The following is a 23,840-nucleotide window of genomic DNA, read 5'->3' as shown; positions in this document are numbered from 1 at the left end:
CACCCTTGCAGAATGCAGGAGTTGCAAAGATATAGGAAGAACGTTGAATATTATTAATGACCTCCCCCGATTTGTTCATCAAAATTCAAACCTTGGGCTTTCAGTACTGATTTTAGTTTTAAGGCAAGCCAGGCAAGGAAAATGAAACAGGCGGCTGCGACATAATAGGAATGGTGCATACCGATCAGATCGCCGACTGAGCCCTGAAACGGAGGAATGACCGCTGCTCCCAGGATCATCATGATCAGGAAGGCCGATCCCTGGCTGGTATATTTGCCAATACCCCCAACGCCAAGAGAGAAAATACAGGGCCACATGATGGAGCAGCAAAGACCGCCGGACATAAAACAATAAACCGACAGAATACCGGTGGTAAAGACGCCGGTAAGCATGGCTGCTGCTGCCATAATAGACAAGGCGAACAGGGTCTTTACCGGTTTTTCCTGACCATAGAAGAAAACGGCTATGGCAATTCCCACAAAAATGGCATAAGGCAACAGGTCACTGATATCACTTCCGTGCATGGCATTTACCGCAAGGACGATGGCAAAGGCAATAAAAGGCACCACGATCGTCGCAATCTTTTTGCCCACAGCTGATAAATTAAACACACCAATGGCGCCGGTCCAGCGCCCGATCATCAGGCTACCCCAATACAGGGAAATATATTTTGATATCTTACTCTCATCAAGCCCCAGATCGGTAAGATAACCGGGGGTCCTTAACAAGGCACCAAAATTATTATCGATAGTAACTTCCACGCCCACATAGACAAAGATCCCCAGCATACCATAAATCAATTGAGGATATTTCATAGCGCCCCAGCCATCCTGATTCTTATTGGCGCTGGCATTCGAATAAAAAAGGATTCCGACCACAATGATCAGGGTGGCAATTAACAAAGGCATTTTTTGAACGTTGGACAACTGCCCGATAGTAATGATCAAACCGATCAGAACGGTCATAGCGATAAGGGAAAAAGCCGCTTTCCGGGATGCCTCGAATTTTTCATCGTTTTTACCGGCAGGTAATTTCGAAAAGGTAAAGAAAAGGGCTACCAGGGCAAATACGGACGCGACGATCAGGTAGAGATTATTAATATTGGTTACGGTCACCTCCTTGGTTGGGTTGCTGATGGATCCGAACAGAAATACGCTGACAATGATGGGTCCAAGGGTCGTTCCAAAGGAATTGACTCCTCCGGCCAGGTTAAGCCGGTGCGAACCGGTGGATGGATCTCCCAGTAAAATGGCAAATGGCTGAGCGGCCGTTTGCTGAAGGGAAAAACCCAGGGCAACTACAAAGAAAGACCCCAGAAGAGCAGGGAATGAATGGGCATTTGCGGAAGGAATGATCAGCAAAGCCCCGGCTACGGATATCCATAGCCCGTATATGATGCCTTTTTTATAACCTATTTTGTTAAGGATATCATAACCACGCAAATTGGAAAGAAGATACAGAATGAGAGAACCGATAAAATAGGCGCCGTAAAACGCAGATCCGATCAATTGGGACTGGAACTGGTTCAGGTTAAAATGTGATTTGCAGAACGGAATAAAGATGCTGTTTGATGCGGCGATAAATCCCCAGAAGAAAAATACAATGACAAGGGTTGCCAGGGCGCCTGTGTTAGTCGGTTGTTTAGTGTTGCTCATGTCGAATCACGATTTTGGAATAAGTGCTGAAAATACCGACGATTTAGCGAAATGAAAAATTTTTTCACCGGTGGGGCATCAATAACCCAAAAACCTTCCTAAATTGAATGGCAAATAACTTGCGATCAGCGCCATGTGTCTTTAACTGGGTGGAACCCAGTTCGTGAGTTCAGCCCGAAGGCTGAAGCTCACCATCATAAGGCGGATGCGGAAAAAGAATTACATTCAAAAGACATTCTTTTCCCGCATTCCAAAATTCGATTTAATGGAAATATTACATGTATCTGCAGAATGTTACCCGGTTGCCAAGGCAGGCGGTTTAGGCGATGTGGTTGGAGCTTTGCCCAAATATCAGAACCAATCAGGTCACATTGCCAAAGTGGTGATGCCTATGTACCGAACCAAATTCTTATACGACAACCAATGGGAAGTCGTTCATAAAGGATACACCCATCTGGGAAGCTGGTGGTTCAATTATACCGTTATCAGGGAAAAGACCAATAAACTGGGATTCGATTGTTACCTGGTAGACATTTACGGATTGTTGGACAGGGAAAAAATTTACGGATATGCCGATGATCCGGAAAGATTCACTGCTTTCCAGATTGCCGTAGTGGATTGGATCGCGGCCTGGAAACATCGTCCTGATGTTATTCATGTGCATGATCACCATACCGGTCTGATCCCGTTCATGCTAAAATATTGTTTTGCCTACCAGCATTTGCAGGATATCCCTACTGTGCTGACCATCCATAATGCCCAATACCAGGGACAGATGGGTTGGGATAAAAGCCACTATTTGCCGGCCTGGGATCCATGGAAGGGTGGTATGCTGGAATGGAAGGATAGTATAAATCCTTTGGCCAGCGGTATCAAATGCGCCTGGAAAGTGACAACGGTCAGTCCCAGTTATTTGGCGGAAATGCGGCTCCAGGCTAATGGCCTGGAGGCCTTGCTGGAATACGAAAAAGGTAAATGCTCCGGTATCCTTAACGGGATTGATTCCAAAGTATGGGATCCTGCCACCGATATTTATATCGATCAGCATTTTTCCCTCCTGGATGCAGATGAAGGTAAACAAAAAAACAAACAATTGTTATGTGATCAGTTCAAGCTGGACCCCAAAAAACCGCTGGTTACCTTCATTGGTCGTTTGGTCGGGGAAAAAGGTGCTGACCTGCTACCTCAGGCGATTGAGGACTCCTTCTATTATATTGGCCGTAAAATGAATTTTCTCATTCTGGGAAGCGGCTTTCCTGAGGTTGAGGCAAAACTGCTGGCCATGAGCGGGCTTTCCAGAGGGGATTACAGTGTTTTTATCGGTTACGATGAAGGCCTGAGCCATCTGATGTATGCAGGAGCTGATTTTATTATGATGCCATCCAGGGTGGAACCCTGTGGCCTGAATCAATTATATGCCATGCGTTACGGAACTATACCCATTGTACGTAATACGGGAGGATTAAAGGATACCGTGATCGATTATGGGGAAGGGAACGGAATGGGGGGGTATGGAGTTAAATTTAACCAGGCTTCAGTTGGGGATATGACCCACGGGATCTGGCGGGCGGTTGAATTATATCAGCAGGCCGAAAAGGTAAAAGAAATACGCAGGCGGATCATGCAGCTTGACTTCAGTTGGGAATCCAGCGTCAGTGATTACCTGGATTTGTATGAAGCACTGAGGAATTAATGAAGAAGCAGGGCGTTTTACTGAACAAGATGGTTTTATTACGTGTTACCGTATATTTATATTTTAAACAATCCGGCTTGTCGCTTGAAGCTTTTTTGCTTGGAGTCTGAAATGGCTTATAGCTTGTCGCTTGAAGTTTGCAGCTAATAAATCCGCTTGTATATGTCCAAAGAAATTTTATCCGTGATTTTAGGAGGGGGCGCCGGTACCAGATTATTTCCCCTTACAGCCAGTCGTTCCAAACCCGCTGTTCCGATTGCCGGTAAATACCGGCTCGTGGATATCCCGATCTCCAATTGCCTGAATTCAGGAATTACGCGAATGTTCGTATTGACTCAATTCAATTCGGCCTCGCTCAACCGACATATCAAGAACACTTATCATTTCAGTGCCTTCAGTTCGGCTTTTGTAGATATCCTTGCTGCTGAGCAAACGCCGGATAATCCTACCTGGTACCAGGGGACGGCTGATGCGGTCAGACAATGCCTGCGGCATCTGGGGCCCTTTGACAGCGAATATGTGCTGATCCTTTCCGGGGACCAGCTTTACCAGATGGATTTTATGGAAATGCTGAACCATCATAAAAAAATGGGAGCCGATATTTCCCTTGCCACCATACCTGTGAACGATAAGGAGGCTTCGGATTTCGGGATTTTAAAAATGGACGAAGAAGGATTCATCACTTCTTTTACAGAAAAACCGAAAAGCGATATATTGCCTCAATGGGTAAGTGATACCGGCACAGCCATGCATGCACAGGGAAGACATTACCTGGCGTCGATGGGAATCTATATTTTTAACCGGCAGCTGTTATCGGAATTGTTGCAGAATGAGTGCGCCGAGGCAACTGATTTTGGTAAAGAAATTATTCCCCAATCCCTGGAAAAATATAAGGTCGTTAGTTATCAATATGACGGGTATTGGACGGATATCGGAAATATTCCTTCTTTTTTTGAGGCCAACCTCGGACTTACCAAAGATATTCCGGACTTTAACTTATTCGATAACGAAAAGGCCATTTATACCCGCGCCAGAATGTTACCTCCGGCAAAGATCAGTGGCACGACCCTTGAAAAAACGATCATTGCCGAAGGATGTATCATCAATGCCTCCCGGATCGAAAATAGTATCATAGGGATTCGTACCCGGATCGGAACAGGTACTACGATCGTAAGCAGTTATCTGATGGGAATCGATTTTTATGAGACTATCGAAGAGATCGAGCAGGCACGTTCGCATGGGTTGCCTACAGTGGGTATCGGACACCGTTGTTATATCCGCAATGCCATTGTAGATAAGAATTGCCGGATCGGGGATGATGTCCGGATCAACGGCGGTCATCATTTGGAAAACACCGATCATTCCCTGTACACAGTAAAGGAAGGTGTGGTGGTGATCAAAAAAGGAGCTGTACTTCCCAATGGGTTTGTAATTTAAACAACCACATATTATACTAAACGATTGACATGGCCTCAGCTCAAGTCCCCGGGGACGCCCGCCAAGGGTTGGTCCCTAAGCCTTCCTTAAATATCTGGCAGGTTTTTACCATGAGTTTTGGGTTCCTGGGGATCCAGTTTGGTTTTGCCCTTCAGAATGGGAATACCAGCAGGATACTCCGTTCATTCGGTGCAGATGTCGATCAACTACCCATGTTCTGGATTGTAGCCCCCTTGGTTGGAATGATCGTACAACCGCTGATCGGGCATTATAGTGACCGCACATGGAACAGGTTAGGACGTAGAAAGCCTTATTTTCTGGCTGGTGCCTTGTTATCTTCCCTCGCGTTGATCCTGTTGCCGAACTCCGGTGGAATGGCCGGTCTGATACCTGCTTTATGGATAGGGGCGGGGTTTGTAATGGTCATGGATGCTTCGTTCAATATTGCGATGGAGCCATTCCGTGCGCTGGTTGCCGATAATCTGCCGGATAGGCAGCGAACCCTTGGTTTTTCGGTGCAAACCTTCCTTATCGGATTAGGCGCGGTAGTGGGATCGGATCTTCCGGAGATCCTGGCTTACTTTGGAGCGGATAAACAGCCTGGTACCGATGGAATTGCCAATAATATCAAATATTCATTCTATATCGGAGCCGCCGTATTTATCGCCGCTATTTTGGTCACCGTCTTTTTCTCAAAAGAGTATTCTCCTGCTGATTATGAAAAGTATCATGGCAAGCCGGAGAAAGGTGCCGAAAAAGCTGGGCTAAGTGAAATCTTCAGGGATTTTGCCAATATGCCCAGGACGATGAAACAATTAGGTCTTGTACAATTCTTCAGTTGGTTTGCTTTATTTACTATGTGGGTATTTACAACCGATGCGGTGGCGACTCATGTGTACGGGCTTTCGGGGAATTATGTAAAAAGTGTAGCGTATAATGACGCAGGCAATAAAGTCAGCAGTGCTTTTGGTGTCTATAATTTCATAGCGATGATCTATGCTTTATTTCTACCTATGATTGCCAGATCGATCGGACGTAAGACCACCCATGCTTTTTCGCTTATTGCAGGAGGACTGGGGTTAATCTCCATCTTTTTTATCAAAGATCCTGCTATGTTGAAATATTCGATGATAGGGGTAGGTCTTGCCTGGGCAAGTATACTGGCTATGCCTTATGTGATCCTGAGCAGTTCCATTCCTCCGGGTAAAATGGGGATATATATGGGGATTTTTAATTTTTTTATTACCCTTCCCCAGATTATCAATGGCTTATTCGGAGGTTGGATCGTAAAACACCTTTATGGGAATCAACCCATATATGCACTGGTCCTTGCAGGCTTCTGTCTGCTCGCAGCTGCTATCAGCGTATTTTTCGTTTATGATTCCGCGCCTGACAGGAAAGTATCCTGATTCGGCCTGCGATTACAACATCATGAACTGTATATATCTTTTTCCGTTCTTACCCCATTCTTTGAGGCTTTCATCGAGAGTTTGTTTAAGGGATTGATTATTGACCTTTTTCCCTTTCAGGGGAGCGATGATCTCGTTTTCCGCTACACTTACAGTTTGAACTTTGGTTGCAAACCAGGTAAGGTGTTGATGGGGTAATGCGACACCCAGGATCATTCCGGGAAGTCCTGTAAACGATTCCGGGCCACCTGTAGTAAGGATCTCTTCGGTATAAAAGGCAACCACATAGATGGAGTCCATTATGATCGCATTCGCCCTTCTGCAGGTAAAACCGGCAATAGTACGGGTCTCATTGGTTATTTTCCACCGGATAGTACGCAGGCTGTCCTGGACGAGGAATAATTGATCGAACAATTTTTTTTGGGTGCTGCTTTTTTGTTTTTCCAGATCGGTAAACACGACATTTTCTTCCGCCACCGGTTGTTCCCAGAAATTATTGCTTCTCTCGGAGCCTTCTCTTCCCGGTTTATAAAGAGTCTTGTTCCGGGTGAATAAGAGATTAAAATAAGTGGTCTTAAAATTGGGCATTGTTTTTTTTGCAAAATCCGTCCAGGTATTGTCGTCGTCCAGCTGCGCATAAAGATTGATCTTTTTTTCAAACTCAATTTTCCCTTCCGAAAGGAAGATGGTATGCTGAGCCTTGACCTGTAAGTTGGCGAACAAAAGAAAAATGCAGGAAAACCACCTGCAAGCATTAAGGGTGGTGGTATGGCGAGGAGTTTGAATAAAACGGAAACGGCCAGGTAAATGAATGGATGTCATAACTTCTTTTTAATCGCGGTTAATGGGTGCTGTTGTACCTGCTTTTGTAAAATTCCAGGTGACCGAGAACTGGAAATAACGCTTGATGGTCGTATATCTGGTCTGACTGATAAAATTGCTATTTACGGTTCGGTTAAAACCAATATTCTGGTTCAGCAGGTCGTTCCCGGAAGCTTTTAATAACAACGCGTCATTTTTAAGGAATTTTTTTCCAATCCAACCATAGAGCAGAACGGTATTGTTGTTATTCGTAAACACGCTTGTTTTTTGTCGTAGGTTGACATCGCAGTCCGCGTGGATCTGGAATTTTTTCGGCAGAAACAGGTCAACGTTCGGACTAAGGGAATAGGTCCAATATTCAGTCCTTATCCCGCTGTTGATGGAGGACTCACTACGGGTATAGGTCATCCTGCCATTAAACCCGATCTCATATTTCTTTTCTTTCGCTTTATAAAACCCGGCTCCGAAAGAATAGTCACCGCTGCTGGTCGTATTGGTTAATCCGTTTACGACACTTACCAGGTGGTTTTGATTGGCATTTCCGGAGAAATGAATGTGGAGGTCGGGCTTTCTCCATTTGAAATCATATTCGATATTACTAAATATAGAATAATTACCGTTCACATTAACGGCTTGAGTAATTCTTTTCCCACCTGCATAAACATTCACATCCGTGCTGATAGCGTTAGGGGTAAAGACATATCCGGCACTGGCCCAGATGCTCCGGTCGGTTATGACCTTATAATCATTGAAAAGCAGACGCACCTCGTTTCTGAACTGTGCTTTCAGATCTGGGTTCCCGAGAATGATATTCAGATTGTCTTCGTTGTTGCGAATTGGCTGTATCTGTTGAAGAGTTGGCTGTGTCATACTTCCGTTATAATTAAAACTCAGTCTTTTTTGACTGGTAAAGGAATAGGATAAGGAAGCCTGCGGATACCAGTTGATAAAATTTCGTTTGGAAGAAGTATCTGCATGGAGATCCCGCTGCTCATAGTTGGTAAAACCAATATTCCCACCTGCATTAAAACGAAGTTTCTTTTTAATAAAACTATATACGAGCCCCCCTTTCTGGGAAAAAATATTGAATTGGTAGTTATTGCTGTATAAGGAATCCAGGGTCCCGTATTTACCGTTGGCTGATTTATTATAGGAACTCCTGTCCGAATGGTTGTTATTCAGGGATACCCCATAATTTACGGAAAGGAAGGAGTGGAGGGATAATGGTTCCGTATAGGTGATCCTGGAATCCAGCAGGATATTCTCCGAACGGTAATTTTTGTATTGATCGACGATGGAGTCCGCCAAAGGGAGGCCCTTTTCATAAAATTGAGTATTGGAAAAAAGATAACCATCAGAAGCATTATTGTTGTAATTCTCTCTGAAATTAAGAGAAATAGTTCTTCCTTTTTTGGGTAGTTTTTTGCGCCAAAGCAAGTTGCTGTTCAGGGTCCGTACATCTCCCAACGTAGATACGGTGCGGTCACTGCTGTTTACTACACTGCTATCCCTGGCCAACGCTTCGGAATAAAAATCGGAATGGGTATTCTTATGGTCCTTCCCGCCATCAGCCATAATTTTCAGGGTTGAAGTAGAGTCGAATTTTACTTCATAACTGACATCTGCACTATGACGTTGGATGCGGTCAACAGAAGCCGACCGTTGGTTGTTATAATAGAAGGTATCCGGAAGGATAAACTGGGAATTGGTCTGACTGGAATTTTTGACGTCCAGCTGCATAAATTTGTAATTGGCATTCAGCGATTGAAGGTCATCCTTCCATTTATCATTATAATGGATTCCCCCGGTTTTCACCGTTGGAAGTCCCTGCCCATTATATCTCCCATCCCAGGAATCCAGATCGTCGAAATTTCCGCTAAAAGAAAGGTCCCCGGTCGTTTCATCAAAATCCAGGTTATTGGCAAAACTTTGCCCGTAGGTATTCCTGTCACCCCAGTTAAGACCCGTTTTGCCGGTATTGGAAATAATTCCGTAAGCAGCGAGCTTTTGTTTTTTCTTAAACAGGTTCAGCATGACCTGGTTGTCATAATATCCATCCGTTCCCGCTGCTGCGCTGACCCTTCCGAAATATCCGTTTTTTTTGCTATCCTTTAGTTTGAGATTAATCGTCTTGGTTTTTTCCCCGTCGTCAATCCCGGTAAAAGCAGCCTGGTCGCTTTTTTTATCATATACCTGAACCTTATCCACCATATCTGCTCTGAGATTTTGGGTAACCAGGGTAGGATCATCTCCAAAAAATTCTTCGCCGTCAACCAATACTTTCTGAATTTTCTGCCCTTGCGCGGTAATTTTTCCGTTCTTGTCTACCTGGATACCGGGTAGTTTCTTCAGGAGTTCCTCTACATTTGCTCCCGCCTGGGTCCGAAAACTATCAGCCCTGAATTCAACGGTATCGCCTTTTATATGGATCGCCCCCTTATTTCCGGTCACAACTACCTGTTCTAATAAGGCGCTTTTTAATACCAGTCCGATAGGTGGCAGATTAACCGGGAGAGAATCTTTTATTTCCAGGGAATCCGCATAGTCAGCATAGGAGGGATAGGTTACCAGGATCAGATAGTGGCCTGGTGCAATACCCTTCAAAAGAAAATTACCTTCTTTATTCGTACGGGTGGAGCGAACCAGTACTGAATCCGATTGCTGAAGGAGCAAAACGGAGCTGTTAAATAAATCTCTTTTTTCTGTTGTATCGGTAATTTTTCCTTTTATAAAGGTGGTCTGGCCATAAATCGTATTGGCAAAACCGGTAAAAAAAAGAAAGGAAGCCAGAAAGGGTAACAGGGAAACAGGTGTCTTTGGCATGAGGGTCAGTCAATGGTAAGGTTTGCGAACGATCAATTACTTTGCAAGTATATTCTCAAAAACAAGGATTTACAAAGTCGAACCCTTAAATTTACGTTAAAGAGCGGCGTCTCTTCCTGATCCGCATCATGGCTCATAACGAGTGTAATGATATAAGTACAAGAGTAGTGAGGTTTATCAATTCCATAAAAATAAAAAATTAATTTTGGAACCATCTCTGCCAAAGCGATATGAAGACGTCCATTTTGTGGATTCGACCAAAGCGGTTTGGAATTATTCTCTTTTTACGGAGGAAGATATTTCGAATTTTCAGATGGGTACACATTATCGTCTGTATAACCTGTTTGGCGCTCACCAGGTCACCGTGTTGGAAAAGACCGGTTATTATTTCGCAGTTTGGGCTCCCAATGCAACTTATATTTCGGTGATCGGGCATTTTAATAACTGGGATCCGAAAGCGCATCCTTTGATGGTGCGACTGGAAAGATCCGGGATTTGGGAGGGGTTTATTCCCGGCCTGCCTAAAGGGGAGGCGTATAAATATCACATTAAAGGTTTCAACGGAGAGATCCTGGATAAAGGCGACCCATATGCCAATTACTGGGAAAAACGCCCGCATACGGCATCCATCACCTGGGAATTGGATTATTCCTGGAAAGATAAAGGCTGGATGGACGAAAGAAAAACGCACAATTCCCTGGATGCTCCCTGGAGTGTTTATGAAGTTCATTTAGCCAGTTGGATGCGTCCGGATAAGAACGATGAAGAGCAATATAATACTTATGAACAGATCCGGGAGAGACTTGTACCTTATGTAAAGGAAATGGGATTCACTCATGTCGAACTTATGCCGGTAATGGAACATCCATTTGACGGAAGCTGGGGGTATCAGGGTACCGGTTATTATGCGCCGACTTCGAGATTCGGCGATCCACAGGGGTTCATGGCACTAGTTGACGCTTTTCACCAGGAAGGAATCGGAGTAATCCTCGATTGGGTGCCATCTCATTTTCCTTATGATGCCCATGGGTTGTACCTTTTTGATGGCGCAAATACCTATGAATACGCGGATATGCGAAAAGGGTTTCATCCCGATTGGAACAGCTATATTTTTAATTATAAAAGAGGAGAGGTCAAGTCTTTTCTGATCAGCAATGCGCGGTTCTGGCTGGACCGGTTCCATGCGGACGGGATCCGGGTCGATGCGGTAAGCTCTCTTTTAAAATTGAACTATTCCCGTACGGCCGGTCAGTGGGAGCCCAATGAATACGGAGGGGATGGTAACCTGGAAGCGATCGCCTTTATTAAGGATCTTAATGAAACCATCTACAGGGATTTCCCGGATGTTCAAACGATTGCCGAAGAAGCTACGGACTGGCCCGGGATCAGTAAACCTACTTTCTCCGGAGGTTTGGGTTTTGGCATGAAATGGATGATGGGATGGATGCACGATACCCTTGATTTTTTTAAATTTGACCCCATCAACCGTCGGTTTCAACAGGATAAGTTCTCTTTTAGCATGATGTATTATTATGATGAGAACTTCATGCTTCCCCTGAGCCATGATGAGGTGGTACACGGGAAAAGCCCCATGCTCTACAAAATGCCGGGAGATGACTGGCAGAAATTTGCCAATCTGCGTTTATTGTATACCTATATGCTCACCCATCCCGGAGGTAAGCTGCTTTTTATGGGCAATGAATTCGGGGCTACTTCCGAATGGAATTATAAAAGCGAATTGCAATGGGATTTATTGAAATTCGACAGTCACCGGATGCTAAAGGATTGTGTAAGGGATCTGAACAAATTGCTGAGGGGCGAACCGGCCTTGTATGAAAAACAATTTTCAAAAGAAGGTTTTGAATGGGTGGATCTAGGCCATCGTGACGAGAGCGTGGTCGTCTTTCGACGGAAAGGGAAAGACCCCGGTAATGATCTGTTGATCCTCCTTAATCTTACCCCTGTTATAAGAAAGGATTGGAAGGTTTTTGCCCATGGTAAAAACTCCTGGAAAGAATTATTCAACAGCGACGAAAAAAAATATTGGGGAACCGGCGACACGTTTAATCCGGAAATCCCGGTTCGATTGGTGGATTCTTCTGAAAATAAATACGAACTGATTGTTCACCTTCCCCCTTTGGGCGCGATCGTGCTCAAATAATTTAGTTATTACGTAAGGTGATCATTGTATCATTGTTCCGGGCGACCAGGATAATTTCCTTTGAAATCCATTTAAGATCCCTGATATCTCCCTCGAGTGCCAACCCGCTAACCTTCGAAGGAACGGCGTTAAATCCTCCTTTGCCATCTCCTTTTAACAAGAGGCCGTAGGAAGCGTCCATCCTGCCAACCATGATATTATATTCGTATTCATTGCCGGCCAATAACAAATCCATTTTCCCGTCATGGTCAAAATCTCCGGCCAAGGAAACATTAACCGGAGCAATCTGGGCTTCAACCGGGAAAGGATGAAACTGAAAATGGCCTTTACCATCATTACTAAACCAGCCACTACGGACCTCGTTGCAGGAAAGCACCTGTGCGTTAAATTGGGCAAGGCTCTCCGGTGATAGAATTTCCGAAAGGGTCGCCCTGGCGAAAAGCTCATTCCGGTTAAACTGCTTTTTAATGGAAGGGAGTTGCCTGGCCCATTGATCCCTGTTTATTCCGGGATAAAGGCGGTACCCACCCGTTTCATCCCTGATATAATAACAAAAGATCGGATCGATAATGCCATTTCCATCAAAGTCCGCATAATACAAGGAAGCCGGCTGATCTTTACCGATATGGAAAGGTTGATTTGTACCCATGTTACCCGCGATGATATCCGGGTAACCATCGTTGTTCAAATCTGCTACAGATAGACTTCTCCACATCCCATTCAGCCCTTGCATTCCGGATGAGGCAGTGATTTCTTCCAGAATGCCCTGCCGGTATTTAAAAATACGAATACTCATCCAATCGCCTGTCAGGATCAGTTCCGGATGGTGGTCATTATCTATATCTGCCCAGATCGCCGAGGTGATCATTCCTGCGTTTTGTAAGGCTGGGCAAATTTTGGCCGTTACATCCACAAACTTTCCATGATCATTCTTTAATAAAAAACTACGGGGTGATTCCGGATATCGTCCCAGTATTACCCGGCCTCCGATAAAAACGTCCGTATAGCCGTCTCCGTCAAAATCAGCAGCGGCCAGGCACCTGGCGGCAGTTATCACCTGGCCGGGAATGGCAGTACTATCCCAGGTAAAATTACCCTTACTATCATTCCGGTATAAACGGGGGTGGTAAAAAGGAGAATTAATGTCGAATTCGCTGCTTCCTTCAGCAATAAAAAGGTCTGAATCCCCATCCTTATCTGCATCAAATAAGACACTTTGCATATCTTCCTGGTTTTTGGTGCCGGTAATCAGATCCCTGCTTTTGAAACCTCCATCCGGTTGCTGGAAATACAATTTACCGGACTGTTTGTAAGCTCCACCTATAAAAAAATCTTCCCGGCCGTCTCCATTCATGTCACCTGTAGAAAGGAAAGGACCCTCCTGGGAATATTTTTGAGGAATCAGCGGCTGATAGGCATAGTCATTAAAAAAAGATTCCTGGTGGCGGAAATCCGTTCCGGTCTGACCGGATATATCGGTAAAAAGAGGGTGTAAGGATGGGGCAAATAAAAGAGTTCGGGTAGCGGGCCAATAAGGCAAAATCTTTGCCTCCGAATAACGGACCGTTAGTATTCTATTAATACCAGGATGAATAATGACCTGCAATTTTCCGTCAGGCCAGGCTATTTGTAAGGAATCGATCTCTTTTTTTTCCAAACCAATATGTATACGGGGGTCGACACTGGAAAGATAGCCTCTTACCGGATATTGTTCCAGCATTTGCACGGCTCCGCCCGAAAAGACATATATCTGTGTTCCAAGGCCCTCTGTATTCAGCGAGTCTCCCGTTAACCGGAGCGTAAGGTAACCGGGAGCGATAGAATCCTGTTCTTTTCCGCCACCTGGTATTTTGTTCCCCCGGAGCTCACGGGGTTCAGGGGGTCGGTCTCCGGAATAAAGATCATTTCGCAGGATCGTGGCCGGGCCGTTGATATTATTCGTAATAATATCCAGGTCTCCGTCATTATCCAGGTCGGCATAAACGGCCCCATTGGAGATTTGTTTTTCGGTAAGACCCGCCTGAATAGAAATATCTTCGAAATGCAGATCGCCGGTATTATGATAAAGATAATTCCGCATGGGTACAGGCCCCATCGATGCCAGGCGATCCACAAAACTTTTTCGCAGTTCGTCCTGGTTTATACCTCCTGTATTGCCCAGGGTATTGAATTTATATTCGATAAAATCGGCATTGATCAGGTCGCGCCCCATGCCGTTACTGATATGCATATCTTTCTTACCATCATTATCAAAATCTGCCATCAATACGCTCCAGCTCCAATCCGTCTCCGATATGCCGGCCAATTGGCCTATCTCGCTGAAATAAGGCTCGGATCTGCCATTCAGCATTCTTGAACCATTGTTCACCTGCAGCATATTGCGCATAAATTCCGGCTCATACCCTTTAAACCGCTCTTCCATATACCGGTCATAACTGAGAAAGGAATACATCATTTTCTTTCGCTGGTTGGTTTCAGGTTGCATATCCAGGGTAGCCAGATCAGGTAAACCATCATTATTAAAATCGGCTGCATCCGCCCCCATGGAAGAATAGCCCTGATGCCGCATGGACGAAGCGATGGCATTGGTGAAGGTTCCATTCCTGTTATTAAGCCAGAGAACGTCATTGCGGACATAGTCATTGGCAACATAAATATCCGGGTATCCATCTCCGTTCAGATCACTCACCACGACTCCTAAGCCATAGCCATCTTCCAGGATTCCTGCTTCCCGGGAAACATTTTTAAATACCGGGTGATTTAATCCTTCAGGCGTACCCTCGTTCCGGTACAATCTGTCTGCGGACAAGGAACTTCCATCCCTGATCCTTGGCCGGACATCATTGGTCTTTTCTCCTTTTAGATTATGGTTGAGCAGATACATATCCAGGTCACCGTCCTTATCATAATCGAAGAATACAGCCTGGGTGGAATAGGAGGTGTCTGCCAGGTTATAGGCTTCCGCTTCTTCGGTAAAAGTGAGATCGTGCCGGTTAATGAATAAGAGATTCTTTCTACGGTCCCCCGGAACCAATCCGGAAACACATACATAAATATCCGGCCACCCGTCATGATTGATATCGACAATGCTGACACCCGTGCACCAGCCTTTTGTTGAAACCCCTGCTTTTTGGGTAATATTTTCAAATTTGAGATGTCCTTTATTCAGGTATAATTGTGAGCTGCCCTGATTGGAAGTAAAAAAGATATCGGGCAATCCATCCCTGTTAAAATCACCGATTCCCACGCCACCGCCCATATAGGCATACTCGTGAATGAATAAATTCAGGGAATCGTTTTCTGTGATCCTGTTCTCAAAATCAATACCCGTTTGGGAAGAAGGGAGACTCGTGAAATGGAATTGTTTTTTTTCAACCGGCCGGGTGCATGCGGTCGCAAAAAAACAGGCCGCTCCCATAAGCAAAAACAACCGGGGTAAAAACATCGGGTTTTACACCTAATATAAGAAACTCTGGTTTGCTTTGAACAGGTAAAGCAAAATCCGACCAGCATCAGTTAAAAAAGTACCACAGCTTTACTACATCCTATCCGGCAATCGGATTCCCAGCAAGGCCATGGATGAATGAAGTACGTTTGCCGTCAATTGGGAAATCCGTAGCCGTAATTCTTTTTTCTCCGGGGTTTCCGCATTGATTATATAATGGGCATTATAAAAGGAATTAAAAGTCTGTGCAACTTCGAACGCATAACCTGTAATCACCGACGGGCTCATTTCTATGCCTGCCTGTGCCACGACCACGGGATATTTTTCCAAACAGATGATCATTGCCCTTTCCAGCGCTAAGAGACCTCCAGGCGACAGGGTATCCACGGTATCCTGCGTTGCCGGGGTCTCCTGATCATTGGTTTGTTCAGCAGATGCCGGCGATGCGCCTGCTTCCAGTTTACGGAAGATAGCCTGGGTTCTTGTATAGGTGTATTGAATGAAGGTAGCCGTATATCCATGGAGTTCGATGGATTCGGAAGGGTTGAATACCATTCTTTTTTTCGGGTCTACCCGAAGCAGAAAGAATTTCAGACCCCCGATCCCGATCGTTTCATAAAGAACTTTTAGTTCTTCCGCAGAAAAACCTTCCGTCTTACCCTGCTCTTTTGTTTTGTTTTCGGATTCGAGGATCATTTCATCCAACAGGTCGTCTGCGTCTACAACTGTCCCTTCCCGTGTTTTCATTCTTCCTGTGGGCAGTTCTACCATCCCATAACTCAAATGATAGATCCCGTCAGCGGAGGGCAAACCTAACTTCTGACAGATAAGCTTAAGCACTTTAAAATGGTAATTCTGTTCGTCTCCTACTACATAAACACTGAGATCGCAATGAAATTCTGCATATTTATTGACGGCAAGACCTATGTCCTGAGTCATATAAACCGCTGTGCCGTCCTTTCTTTGTACGATCTTCTGATCCAACCCGTCGGCGGTCAGGTCGATCCAAACGCTGCCATCTTCTTTTTGAAAGAACACCCCTTTTTTTAACCCGGATTCTACCAGGTCCTTGCCCAACAGATAGGTATTACTTTCATAATAGATCTTATCAAAATCGCTGCCAATCCTTTTATAGGTCTCGTCAAAGCCGGCATATACCCAACTGTTCATTGTTTTCCAAAGTTCGATCACTTCGGGCTTGCCCTTTTCCCAATCAACCAGCATTTGTTTGGTTTCCCGCATCAGGGTAGTGGCATTTTCGGCTATATCTTTAATGGCAGTCTGTTCTTCCTTTATTTTCCCTTCCAGACCGGACCGGTGTTTGTCATCCTTAGCCGTTGGTAAAAAGGCTTCCAGTTCCTTTATTTTGGCCAGATGTTTTTGAAGGATATCGCGTGTTTCCGCGCCGATGCCACTATAATCACCCGAATAAATAGCCCCGGCAAGAGGAGCGGCTTGTTTTTTTAGTTCCTCATTAAATTTTACATAATAGTCTCCCACAAAACGATCTCCTTTAATTCCGGTACTGGCAGGTGTGGCCCCGCCAGCAAACAATTGCCAGGAGATCATGCTCTTGCAGATATGGATACCCCGGTCATTGGCTATGCAGGTTTTGACCACCTCATATCCGTTCGCCTTATAGATTTCCGCCACGCTCCATCCCAGGAAATTATTCCTGAGGTGACCCATATGCAGAGGTTTGTTGGTATTGGGAGAGGAGTATTCGACCATTACCTTCTTCCCGTTCTTTTCTTTCCGCCCGTATTCCTTATTGGAATATTCTTCCTGTAAAAAATCGGTCCAGCGGGAGTCGGAAATGGACAAATTCAGGAACCCCTTGATTACATTGAACCGGGAGAATAGCCCCGGATATTTCTCCAGAAGAGCCTGCCCTAATTCATTCCCAAAAACATCCGGTGACTTTTTTAAAGCCTTGACAAAAGAGAATAACACGACCGTATAATCGCCTTCGAATTCCGGCTTGGTCTCATTCACGAGTAAGTCCTCTGCCTTATATTGATAATTTTCGTGCAGTACCTGACGGGCAGCTATGCTGATCTGGTTGATTATATCCATTTTTCCGTTCATTGGCTGCAAAAATAGGGTAAGTCTGCGAATCTTCTTGGAACTGGGAGAATCTAGCGGGATTATGAGCGGGTGAATGGGTATTATTTAACGGTTGAATAATCAGGGTCAGGAATTGTTTGCGTTTATTGATCTTTTAGGCTTAAAAAAACGTATTTTATAAGTATCTTCGTCGTTATAATTGTCTCGAACCGATGATAAAAAGCTGGATCATATCTTTTATTGACTTTTTCTACCCTCCCTTCAGAAAGATTATGCCTATACAGACCTTTCGTTATGCCGCCTGCGGCGGGGGGAATACCTTTCTGGATATCCTTGTTTTTTTTCTCAGTTATAACTTTATTCTGCACAAACAGGATCTGAACCTTGGTTTTATTGTTTTCAAGCCACATATTGCGGCCTTTATCATTTCCTTCTGCGTCAGTTTCCCCACCGGATTTTTCCTGATGCGAAATGTCGTGTTTACTCAATCTACCCTGCATGGCAGGGTGCAGTTATTCCGGTATTTCGTGCTGGTAGTGATCTGCCTGCTGCTGAACTACGTTTTTATCAAACTTTTTGTAGAGCAGTTTCATATCTACCCTACGGTGGCCAAGATGTTGACAACGATCATTGTCGTGTCCTTCAGTTACCTGACCCAAAAGAACTACACGTTCAAAAAAACAGAACAGGTCATTGCGGCCGAACAGGAACAACTCTAGCTTACTTCCGTTGCGTCATACTGAACCAATTGCCAAGCCCATCTGTAATAATGGCTTCAATCCCGTAGAATTGGTCTTTAGGTTCTGACTTAAACTGGACCCCTTTTTCTTTCAATTCCTGGTAAGTAGCGCGGCAGTCCGGAGTAGAAAGGGCACCGGCACCTAAAGCCCCTTTGGACAATAAAACCTCGAAGGCATTTTTCGTTTCTTCATCATAACTCATACCGGAAAGCGGATTTAGCAGGATTATCTCCAGATCCGGCTGTTCCGGAGGGGTTACGGTAATCCAGCGGAAGCCATTATCCATGACAGCATCCGTGTTGACGGTGAATCCCAGTTTATTAACATAGAAATCAAGAGCTTTGTCCTGGTCCTGGACAAAAATGGTCATATGCGATACGCGCGTGATCATAAAAAATAATTTAGTAAGTAAAACTAGTCGTTCCTTGCTGGAGAATCTTCTCGGATCTTGCTTTTTTCGACAGGCCCTGCCAGCGATTCGATAAAACAATGTGGAATAAACGCCATTGGATTCCGTTCTGCCTGTCGTTTTTTTTGCAGTGCATTTTGGCGATAGGATTGTGGGGCAAAACCGATCTCCCTTTTAAAAAGTACGCTGAAAGACCCGATGCTTTCAAATCCAATATTATTGCAGATCTCCAATATGGAGCATTTATTATCTGTCAGCCAGAGGCGGGCCTGCTCGATCCTTTTTTGAGTGAGATACCTATGGGGTGTTCTTTTATAAATGCGGGTAAAAAGCCGGTGAAAATGATACCGGGACAAACAGGCCTGCCTGGAAATATGATCCAGGTCGATGGCTTCACGGAAATTCTCGTCCATGAAAAGCTTGGCGGTCAGGATCTTTCGGTATATATCCGGAGGAATGGGCATGTCCGGGCCAGGATTTAATGTGATAAGTATGGAAGAATTAAAATATTGTCTCTCAAATTTAATCTATGCCCCGAAGAGTTTGTAAAAAACTTATTGGCATAGTTTTAGAAGCCTGTTCAGGGGCACTGCCTTGGGCCTCATATTACCCTAACCGAACAATTATCATTCCTATATTCTAAATATGATACACCCATGATAACCGTAATCATTCCTGCTTTAAATGACGAAAAGACCATCCGGAACGTTATTCAGCAAGCCAAACGGAATGAATTGGTGACAGAAATCATTGTGGTCGATGATCTTTCGACGGATAATACCATTTCCGAAGCAAGAAAAGAAGGCACCCGGATCATTACCAGCACCCATATCGGCAAAGGAGAATCTATGCGGGAAGGGATGCTCATGGCTAAAAATGAACTACTTGTCTTCCTGGACGCGGATATTCCCAATTATACGGCAGATATCATTGAAAAATTGACCGAACCCCTCATCGGTGACGAAGCAGATTTTGTCAAGTCCTATTTTGAAAGACAGACAGGCCGGGTAACGGAAATCCTGGCCAAACCACTGCTGGAGTTCTTTTTCCCCCAGTTATTACAGTATAAACAGCCTTTGAGTGGGATGATTGCCGGAAAAAAGAGTTTTTTTAAAAAAGTGGAATTTGATAATGATTATGGGGTCGATATAGGGTTGCTGATAGATATGCACCAGGTAAAAGCCAGGATCCGGGAGGTTTGTATAGGGGAACTGGAGACAGACCGGCAGCCCCTGCCTATTCTGGGCAGGATTGCCAAACAGGTGGCTAATGCTATTTTCAAGCGGGTCAATATCTTTCACAACCACCGCAGGGATGATGTTGAAGATTCTACCCATATCATGCGGGAGCAGGTAGAATTCGCCCTTAAAGAAATGGTGCGGGAGCCGAGGAAAATGATCGTTTTTGACATGGATAACACACTGATCCAGGGGAGTTTCATTCATGCGGCCGCAGAGAAATTCGGGTTTAAAAAGGAGTTGGAAGACATCTTGTCCCAGAAAAAGAGTCATTATATCCGAACCCAAAAAATAGCCAGGTTGTTGGAGGGAAGGACCTTCACTGAACTTATCCATGTGCTTGAATCCATTCCGCTGGTTGGGGACGCTGTACAAGTGATCCGGGAGCTACAGGTGAGGGGTTATGTTTGCGGCATAATCAGCGACAGTTATCATTGTATTGCCAATCATGTTAAAAATATGCTGGGCCTGGATTTCACCCTGGGCAATGAGCTGGAATTCTCAAAAAGCGTTGCTACGGGAGAAGTAAAGATACCTTCCCAGTTATTAAAGGATAAATTCAGCCATTGTGATCATGAGCATTGTAAGTCCAATATGTTCCAGTACATATTACACCGTTTTGGAATCAGCGTGGCCGACGCTGTGGCGGTTGGAGACGGGGAAAATGACGTTTGTATGGTCAAAATGGCGGGAACGGGAATTTCCTTTAATTCAGGAACCTCTGCGCTCGATGAGGTGGCCGACTATGTGTTCCGGGAACAGTCGCTAAGACCGGTTCTGGGAGTGGTTCGCTAGGCCCGCCACGGGCGGGCCCCCGAAGGGGCATCATGAGAGCGCAGACAGGGGTCATATTCATATGACCCCGGGCACAGGAGACCTCCGGAGACCGGAGGTCGATTGTATTCCCGATTTTCCCCTTTAACTGATTACTTCTTAATTACTTATATCTTCCGGATAGACGTCGACCTGATGATCTTTACGGAGACCTGCGGTCTCCGGGGATACCTTATTTGCCCGGGGTCATATGAATATGACCCCTGTCTGCGCTCTCATGATGGGCCTTCGGCCATTCGGCCCGTGGCCGAATCACTGCCATTTTTTCATTTTTTTCTCCATGGCACAATGATTGTCAATCATTCCCGAATAGATTCAACTAACCTTTAAATTAGATACATTATATGGGAAAAATCATAGGAATTGATCTGGGTACAACCAACAGTTGTGTATCCGTAATGGAAGGCAATGAGCCGGTAGTCATAGCCAATGACGAAGGTCGCAGGACTACTCCGTCTGTCGTAGCCTTTCTGAAAAATGGAGAAAGAAAGGTGGGAGACCCGGCCAAACGCCAGGCGATCACCAATCCGGTAAATACCATTATGTCGGTCAAACGTTTTATGGGCCGTCAATTTGGCGAAGTGACCAATGAGATCAGCCATTGGAGCTATAAGGTAGCCAAGGGGGATAATAATACGGTTCGTATCGATATCGATGGCCGTTTATATACACCACAGGAGATTTCTGCCATGATCCTTCAAAAAATGAAGAAAACGGCTGAAGACTATCTGGGACAGGAAGTTACAGAGGCGGTCATTACCGTTCCTGCCTATTTTAATGATGCACAACGTCAGGCTACCAAGGAAGCAGGTGAAATTGCCGGACTCACCGTTCGCCGGATTGTCAACGAGCCGACAGCTGCCGCTTTGGCCTACGGATTGGATAAGGCGGGAAAAGATGAAAAAATAGCAGTATTTGACCTTGGGGGAGGAACCTTCGATATTTCTATCCTGGAATTGGGTGATGGAGTATTTGAAGTGAAATCAACCAATGGGGATACCCATCTGGGCGGAGACGATTTTGATAAAGTGATCATGGACTGGTTGGCTGATGAGTTTAAAAAGGATGAAAATACCGATCTGCGGAAAGACCCTATGGCACTGCAGCGGTTAAAAGAAGCCTCTGAAAAAGCAAAGGTGGAATTATCTTCTTCCAGCGAAACGGAGATTAACCTGCCTTATATCACGGCTGTGGATGGCGTTCCCAAACACCTGGTGAAAAAACTGACCCGCGCTAAATTCGAACAATTATCCGACACCCTGTTCGAGAGATGTTTAAAACCTTGTGAACAGGCCCTTAAAGACGCTGGGATGGATATCTCTAAAATAGACGAGGTCATCCTGGTAGGAGGGTCTACAAGGATTCCTAAAGTACAGGAGATCGTCGAAAAGTTCTTTGGCAAAAAACCTAATAAAGGAGTAAATCCTGATGAAGTAGTGGCTATCGGAGCCGGTATTCAGGGTGCTGTATTGAGTGGAGAAGTAAAGGATGTTCTTTTATTGGATGTTACCCCGCTTTCCCTCGGTATCGAGACGATGGGTGGTGTAATGACGCGTCTTATCGAGTCCAATACGACTATTCCGACCAAAAAGTCAGAAACATTTTCTACGGCAAGTGATAACCAGCCGGGTGTTCAGATCCATGTTTTACAAGGCGAACGGCCCTTGGCTACCCAGAATAAAAGCCTGGGTACGTTTAACCTGGATGGTATTCCACCTGCTCCAAGGGGCGTTCCCCAGGTGGAAGTGATCTTTGATATAGATGCCAACGGCATTTTACATGTTACGGCCAAGGACAAAGGTACCGGTAAGGAGCAGAAGATCCGGATCGAAGCCGGGAGCGGTTTAAGCAAGGATGAAGTAGAAAAAATGAAGGCAGAGGCAAGGGCCAATGAATCGACGGATAAAGCCGCCCGCGAAAAGATCGAAAAGGTCAATCAGGCCGATAGCCTGGTCTTTTCTACTGAAAAACAATTAAAGGAATTTGGGGAAAAGATCCCGGCTGATAAAAAAGCCCCGATCGAAGCAGCATTGGCAAAATTGAAAGACGCGCATAAATCCCAGGATGTTGCCGCGATCGACTTGGCTGTTGCAGAATTGAATGCGGCCTGGACGGTGGCATCTGAAGATATGTACAAAGGCACCCAGGATGCCGGGGGGGCTCAACCCGGCGGAGAGAGTGCTGCAGGCGCGAACGGCGCAGGCCAGCAATCATCTCATACAGGTGGCAGTGAGAACGTGACAGATGCCGAATTTGAAGAAGTGAAATAAGTGACTGAAAGACAATATATTGCAGTGCAAAAATGGCCATTCCTCCAGGAGTGGCCATTTTCTTGTTGTTTATTCCCCAAAAAGTGTTACTTTTGCACTCAGAAGTTAGCTCGCGAGCCAAACATTTGAGCAACTACCCACTTGCCATCAGGGTAATCCAGAGTATAAAGACTCTAAATCAGACACTTTCTTTTCAAACGATTCTCAGTGTTTTTTTTCTCCCTAAGTTGCTCAGGTAAATATTTATAAAATCAAAAAAGCATACATTTATGAACAGTGATGTCGTACAATCTATTGTACAAATGGAACCTCAGATCCTTAAACAATTAGTAACAGAAGTAAAAGAAACAGTAGCAACAGGTGTTGAATTTCATCCCGCCCAGGAAAGCAATAATTCTTTTAGCATAGTTAAGCTGTGGAATATCCGCAAGAGCGGAAGACTTTCGGGTAGTCATCGTAGAAAACCAAGGATCGTAACCGGGTTCGGTTATTGATTGTCGTTACTAATATTTTTTAAGGCAAAACCCCTGCGTTTTTTAATCGCAGGGTTTTTTTTATATGATCTCCATTTTTTTCATCAGAAAGGAAGCATTTCTGTTCCTGGCGATGCCGGTCTGAAGTTGATAATTAAAGAACAATTCTCCATTTTCGATCACGCTCTCAAAACAATAGTTGCTGATAATGCCGGGTTTTTCTTCTTCGAGTTGCCCCAGGCTCAGGTCATGGGTAGCAAACAGGGAAAGACAGGAGTAATTCAGTAATTTTCGGATGAACATTTCCGACCCATGGGTCTTGTCCTCGGAATTGGTGCCACGTAAGATCTCGTCAATCAATACC

At 44.9% G+C, this 23,840-nt stretch carries 16 protein-coding genes; 8 read left to right on the top strand and 8 right to left on the bottom strand.

Features of this window, described 5'->3' with window-relative positions; all coding sequences use genetic code 11:
• Window positions 1-53: 53 nt before the first annotated feature.
• Window positions 54-1,655: an MFS transporter gene (locus tag ACX0G9_RS21085; RefSeq protein ID WP_459066935.1), complete on the bottom strand. Its 1,602-nt coding sequence runs from the start codon at window positions 1,653-1,655 to the stop codon at window positions 54-56.
• A 265-nt stretch (window positions 1,656-1,920) separates the two neighbouring features.
• Here ACX0G9_RS21085 and ACX0G9_RS21080 point away from each other — a divergent pair, with 265 nt between their 5' ends.
• The 3 genes from ACX0G9_RS21080 (at window position 1,921) to ACX0G9_RS21070 (ending at window position 6,194) form a co-directional block, all read left to right on the top strand.
• Complete coding sequence (locus tag ACX0G9_RS21080; RefSeq protein ID WP_459066934.1) at window positions 1,921-3,348, top strand: glycogen synthase; 1,428 nt, start codon at window positions 1,921-1,923, stop codon at window positions 3,346-3,348.
• Window positions 3,349-3,510: 162 nt separating this feature from the next.
• On the top strand, window positions 3,511-4,785 hold the full coding sequence (locus tag ACX0G9_RS21075) for a glucose-1-phosphate adenylyltransferase (RefSeq protein ID WP_459066933.1): 1,275 nt from the start codon (window positions 3,511-3,513) through the stop codon (window positions 4,783-4,785).
• A 29-nt stretch (window positions 4,786-4,814) separates the two neighbouring features.
• Window positions 4,815-6,194, top strand: a complete 1,380-nt coding sequence (locus tag ACX0G9_RS21070) for an MFS transporter (RefSeq protein ID WP_459066932.1) — start codon at window positions 4,815-4,817, stop codon at window positions 6,192-6,194.
• Window positions 6,195-6,206: 12 nt separating this feature from the next.
• Here ACX0G9_RS21070 and ACX0G9_RS21065 read toward each other — a convergent pair whose 3' ends face one another.
• Window positions 6,207-7,016, bottom strand: coding sequence for a GLPGLI family protein (locus tag ACX0G9_RS21065; protein ID WP_459066931.1), 810 nt, complete (start codon window positions 7,014-7,016; stop codon window positions 6,207-6,209).
• 9 nt (window positions 7,017-7,025) lie between these two features.
• On the bottom strand, window positions 7,026-9,839 hold the full coding sequence (locus ACX0G9_RS21060; protein ID WP_459066930.1) for an outer membrane beta-barrel protein: 2,814 nt from the start codon (window positions 9,837-9,839) through the stop codon (window positions 7,026-7,028).
• A gap of 205 nt (window positions 9,840-10,044) precedes the next feature.
• Here ACX0G9_RS21060 and glgB point away from each other — a divergent pair, with 205 nt between their 5' ends.
• Window positions 10,045-12,000: a 1,4-alpha-glucan branching protein GlgB gene (gene glgB / locus ACX0G9_RS21055; protein ID WP_459066929.1), complete on the top strand. Its 1,956-nt coding sequence runs from the start codon at window positions 10,045-10,047 to the stop codon at window positions 11,998-12,000.
• A gap of 1 nt (window position 12,001) precedes the next feature.
• On the opposite strand, the gene ACX0G9_RS21050 is transcribed toward glgB, so the two are convergent.
• Together ACX0G9_RS21050 and ACX0G9_RS21045 are read right to left on the bottom strand one after the other, a co-directional pair.
• Entirely contained in the window at window positions 12,002-15,445 is a 3,444-nt protein-coding gene (locus tag ACX0G9_RS21050) for a VCBS repeat-containing protein (protein ID WP_459066928.1), read from the bottom strand.
• A gap of 93 nt (window positions 15,446-15,538) precedes the next feature.
• Window positions 15,539-17,521 (bottom strand): arginine--tRNA ligase, encoded by a 1,983-nt coding sequence (locus ACX0G9_RS21045; RefSeq protein WP_459066927.1) that lies wholly within the window; start codon window positions 17,519-17,521, stop codon window positions 15,539-15,541.
• Between the two features lie 263 nt (window positions 17,522-17,784).
• Between ACX0G9_RS21045 and ACX0G9_RS21040 the strand changes: the two genes are divergently transcribed.
• Window positions 17,785-18,231 carry a GtrA family protein gene (locus ACX0G9_RS21040; RefSeq protein ID WP_459066926.1) on the top strand — a complete coding sequence of 149 codons (447 nt, stop codon included), beginning with the start codon at window positions 17,785-17,787 and terminating at the stop codon, window positions 18,229-18,231.
• 1 nt (window position 18,232) lies between these two features.
• On the opposite strand, the gene ACX0G9_RS21035 is transcribed toward ACX0G9_RS21040, so the two are convergent.
• Both ACX0G9_RS21035 and ACX0G9_RS21030 read right to left on the bottom strand, forming a co-directional pair.
• Window positions 18,233-18,643, bottom strand: coding sequence for a VOC family protein (locus tag ACX0G9_RS21035; protein WP_459066925.1), 411 nt, complete (start codon window positions 18,641-18,643; stop codon window positions 18,233-18,235).
• Window positions 18,644-18,666: 23 nt separating this feature from the next.
• Entirely contained in the window at window positions 18,667-19,125 is a 459-nt protein-coding gene (locus ACX0G9_RS21030) for a helix-turn-helix transcriptional regulator (protein ID WP_459066924.1), read from the bottom strand.
• A 192-nt stretch (window positions 19,126-19,317) separates the two neighbouring features.
• On the opposite strand from ACX0G9_RS21030, the gene ACX0G9_RS21025 reads away from it, so the two are divergent.
• From ACX0G9_RS21025 to ACX0G9_RS21015, 3 genes are all read left to right on the top strand, one after another.
• Entirely contained in the window at window positions 19,318-20,694 is a 1,377-nt protein-coding gene (locus ACX0G9_RS21025) for an HAD-IB family phosphatase (protein ID WP_459066923.1), read from the top strand.
• A gap of 383 nt (window positions 20,695-21,077) precedes the next feature.
• On the top strand, window positions 21,078-23,003 hold the full coding sequence (gene dnaK, locus ACX0G9_RS21020) for a molecular chaperone DnaK (RefSeq protein WP_459066922.1): 1,926 nt from the start codon (window positions 21,078-21,080) through the stop codon (window positions 23,001-23,003).
• A 269-nt stretch (window positions 23,004-23,272) separates the two neighbouring features.
• Complete coding sequence (locus ACX0G9_RS21015; RefSeq protein ID WP_459066921.1) at window positions 23,273-23,497, top strand: hypothetical protein; 225 nt, start codon at window positions 23,273-23,275, stop codon at window positions 23,495-23,497.
• Between the two features lie 60 nt (window positions 23,498-23,557).
• On the opposite strand, the gene ACX0G9_RS21010 is transcribed toward ACX0G9_RS21015, so the two are convergent.
• On the bottom strand, window positions 23,558-23,840 hold a 283-nt coding region (locus ACX0G9_RS21010), incomplete at its 5' end, for a MutS-related protein (RefSeq protein ID WP_459066920.1).

It is taken from the genome of Flavitalea flava, from assembly GCF_054461575.1.
This window is presented reverse-complemented; position numbering and strand designations above follow the sequence as displayed.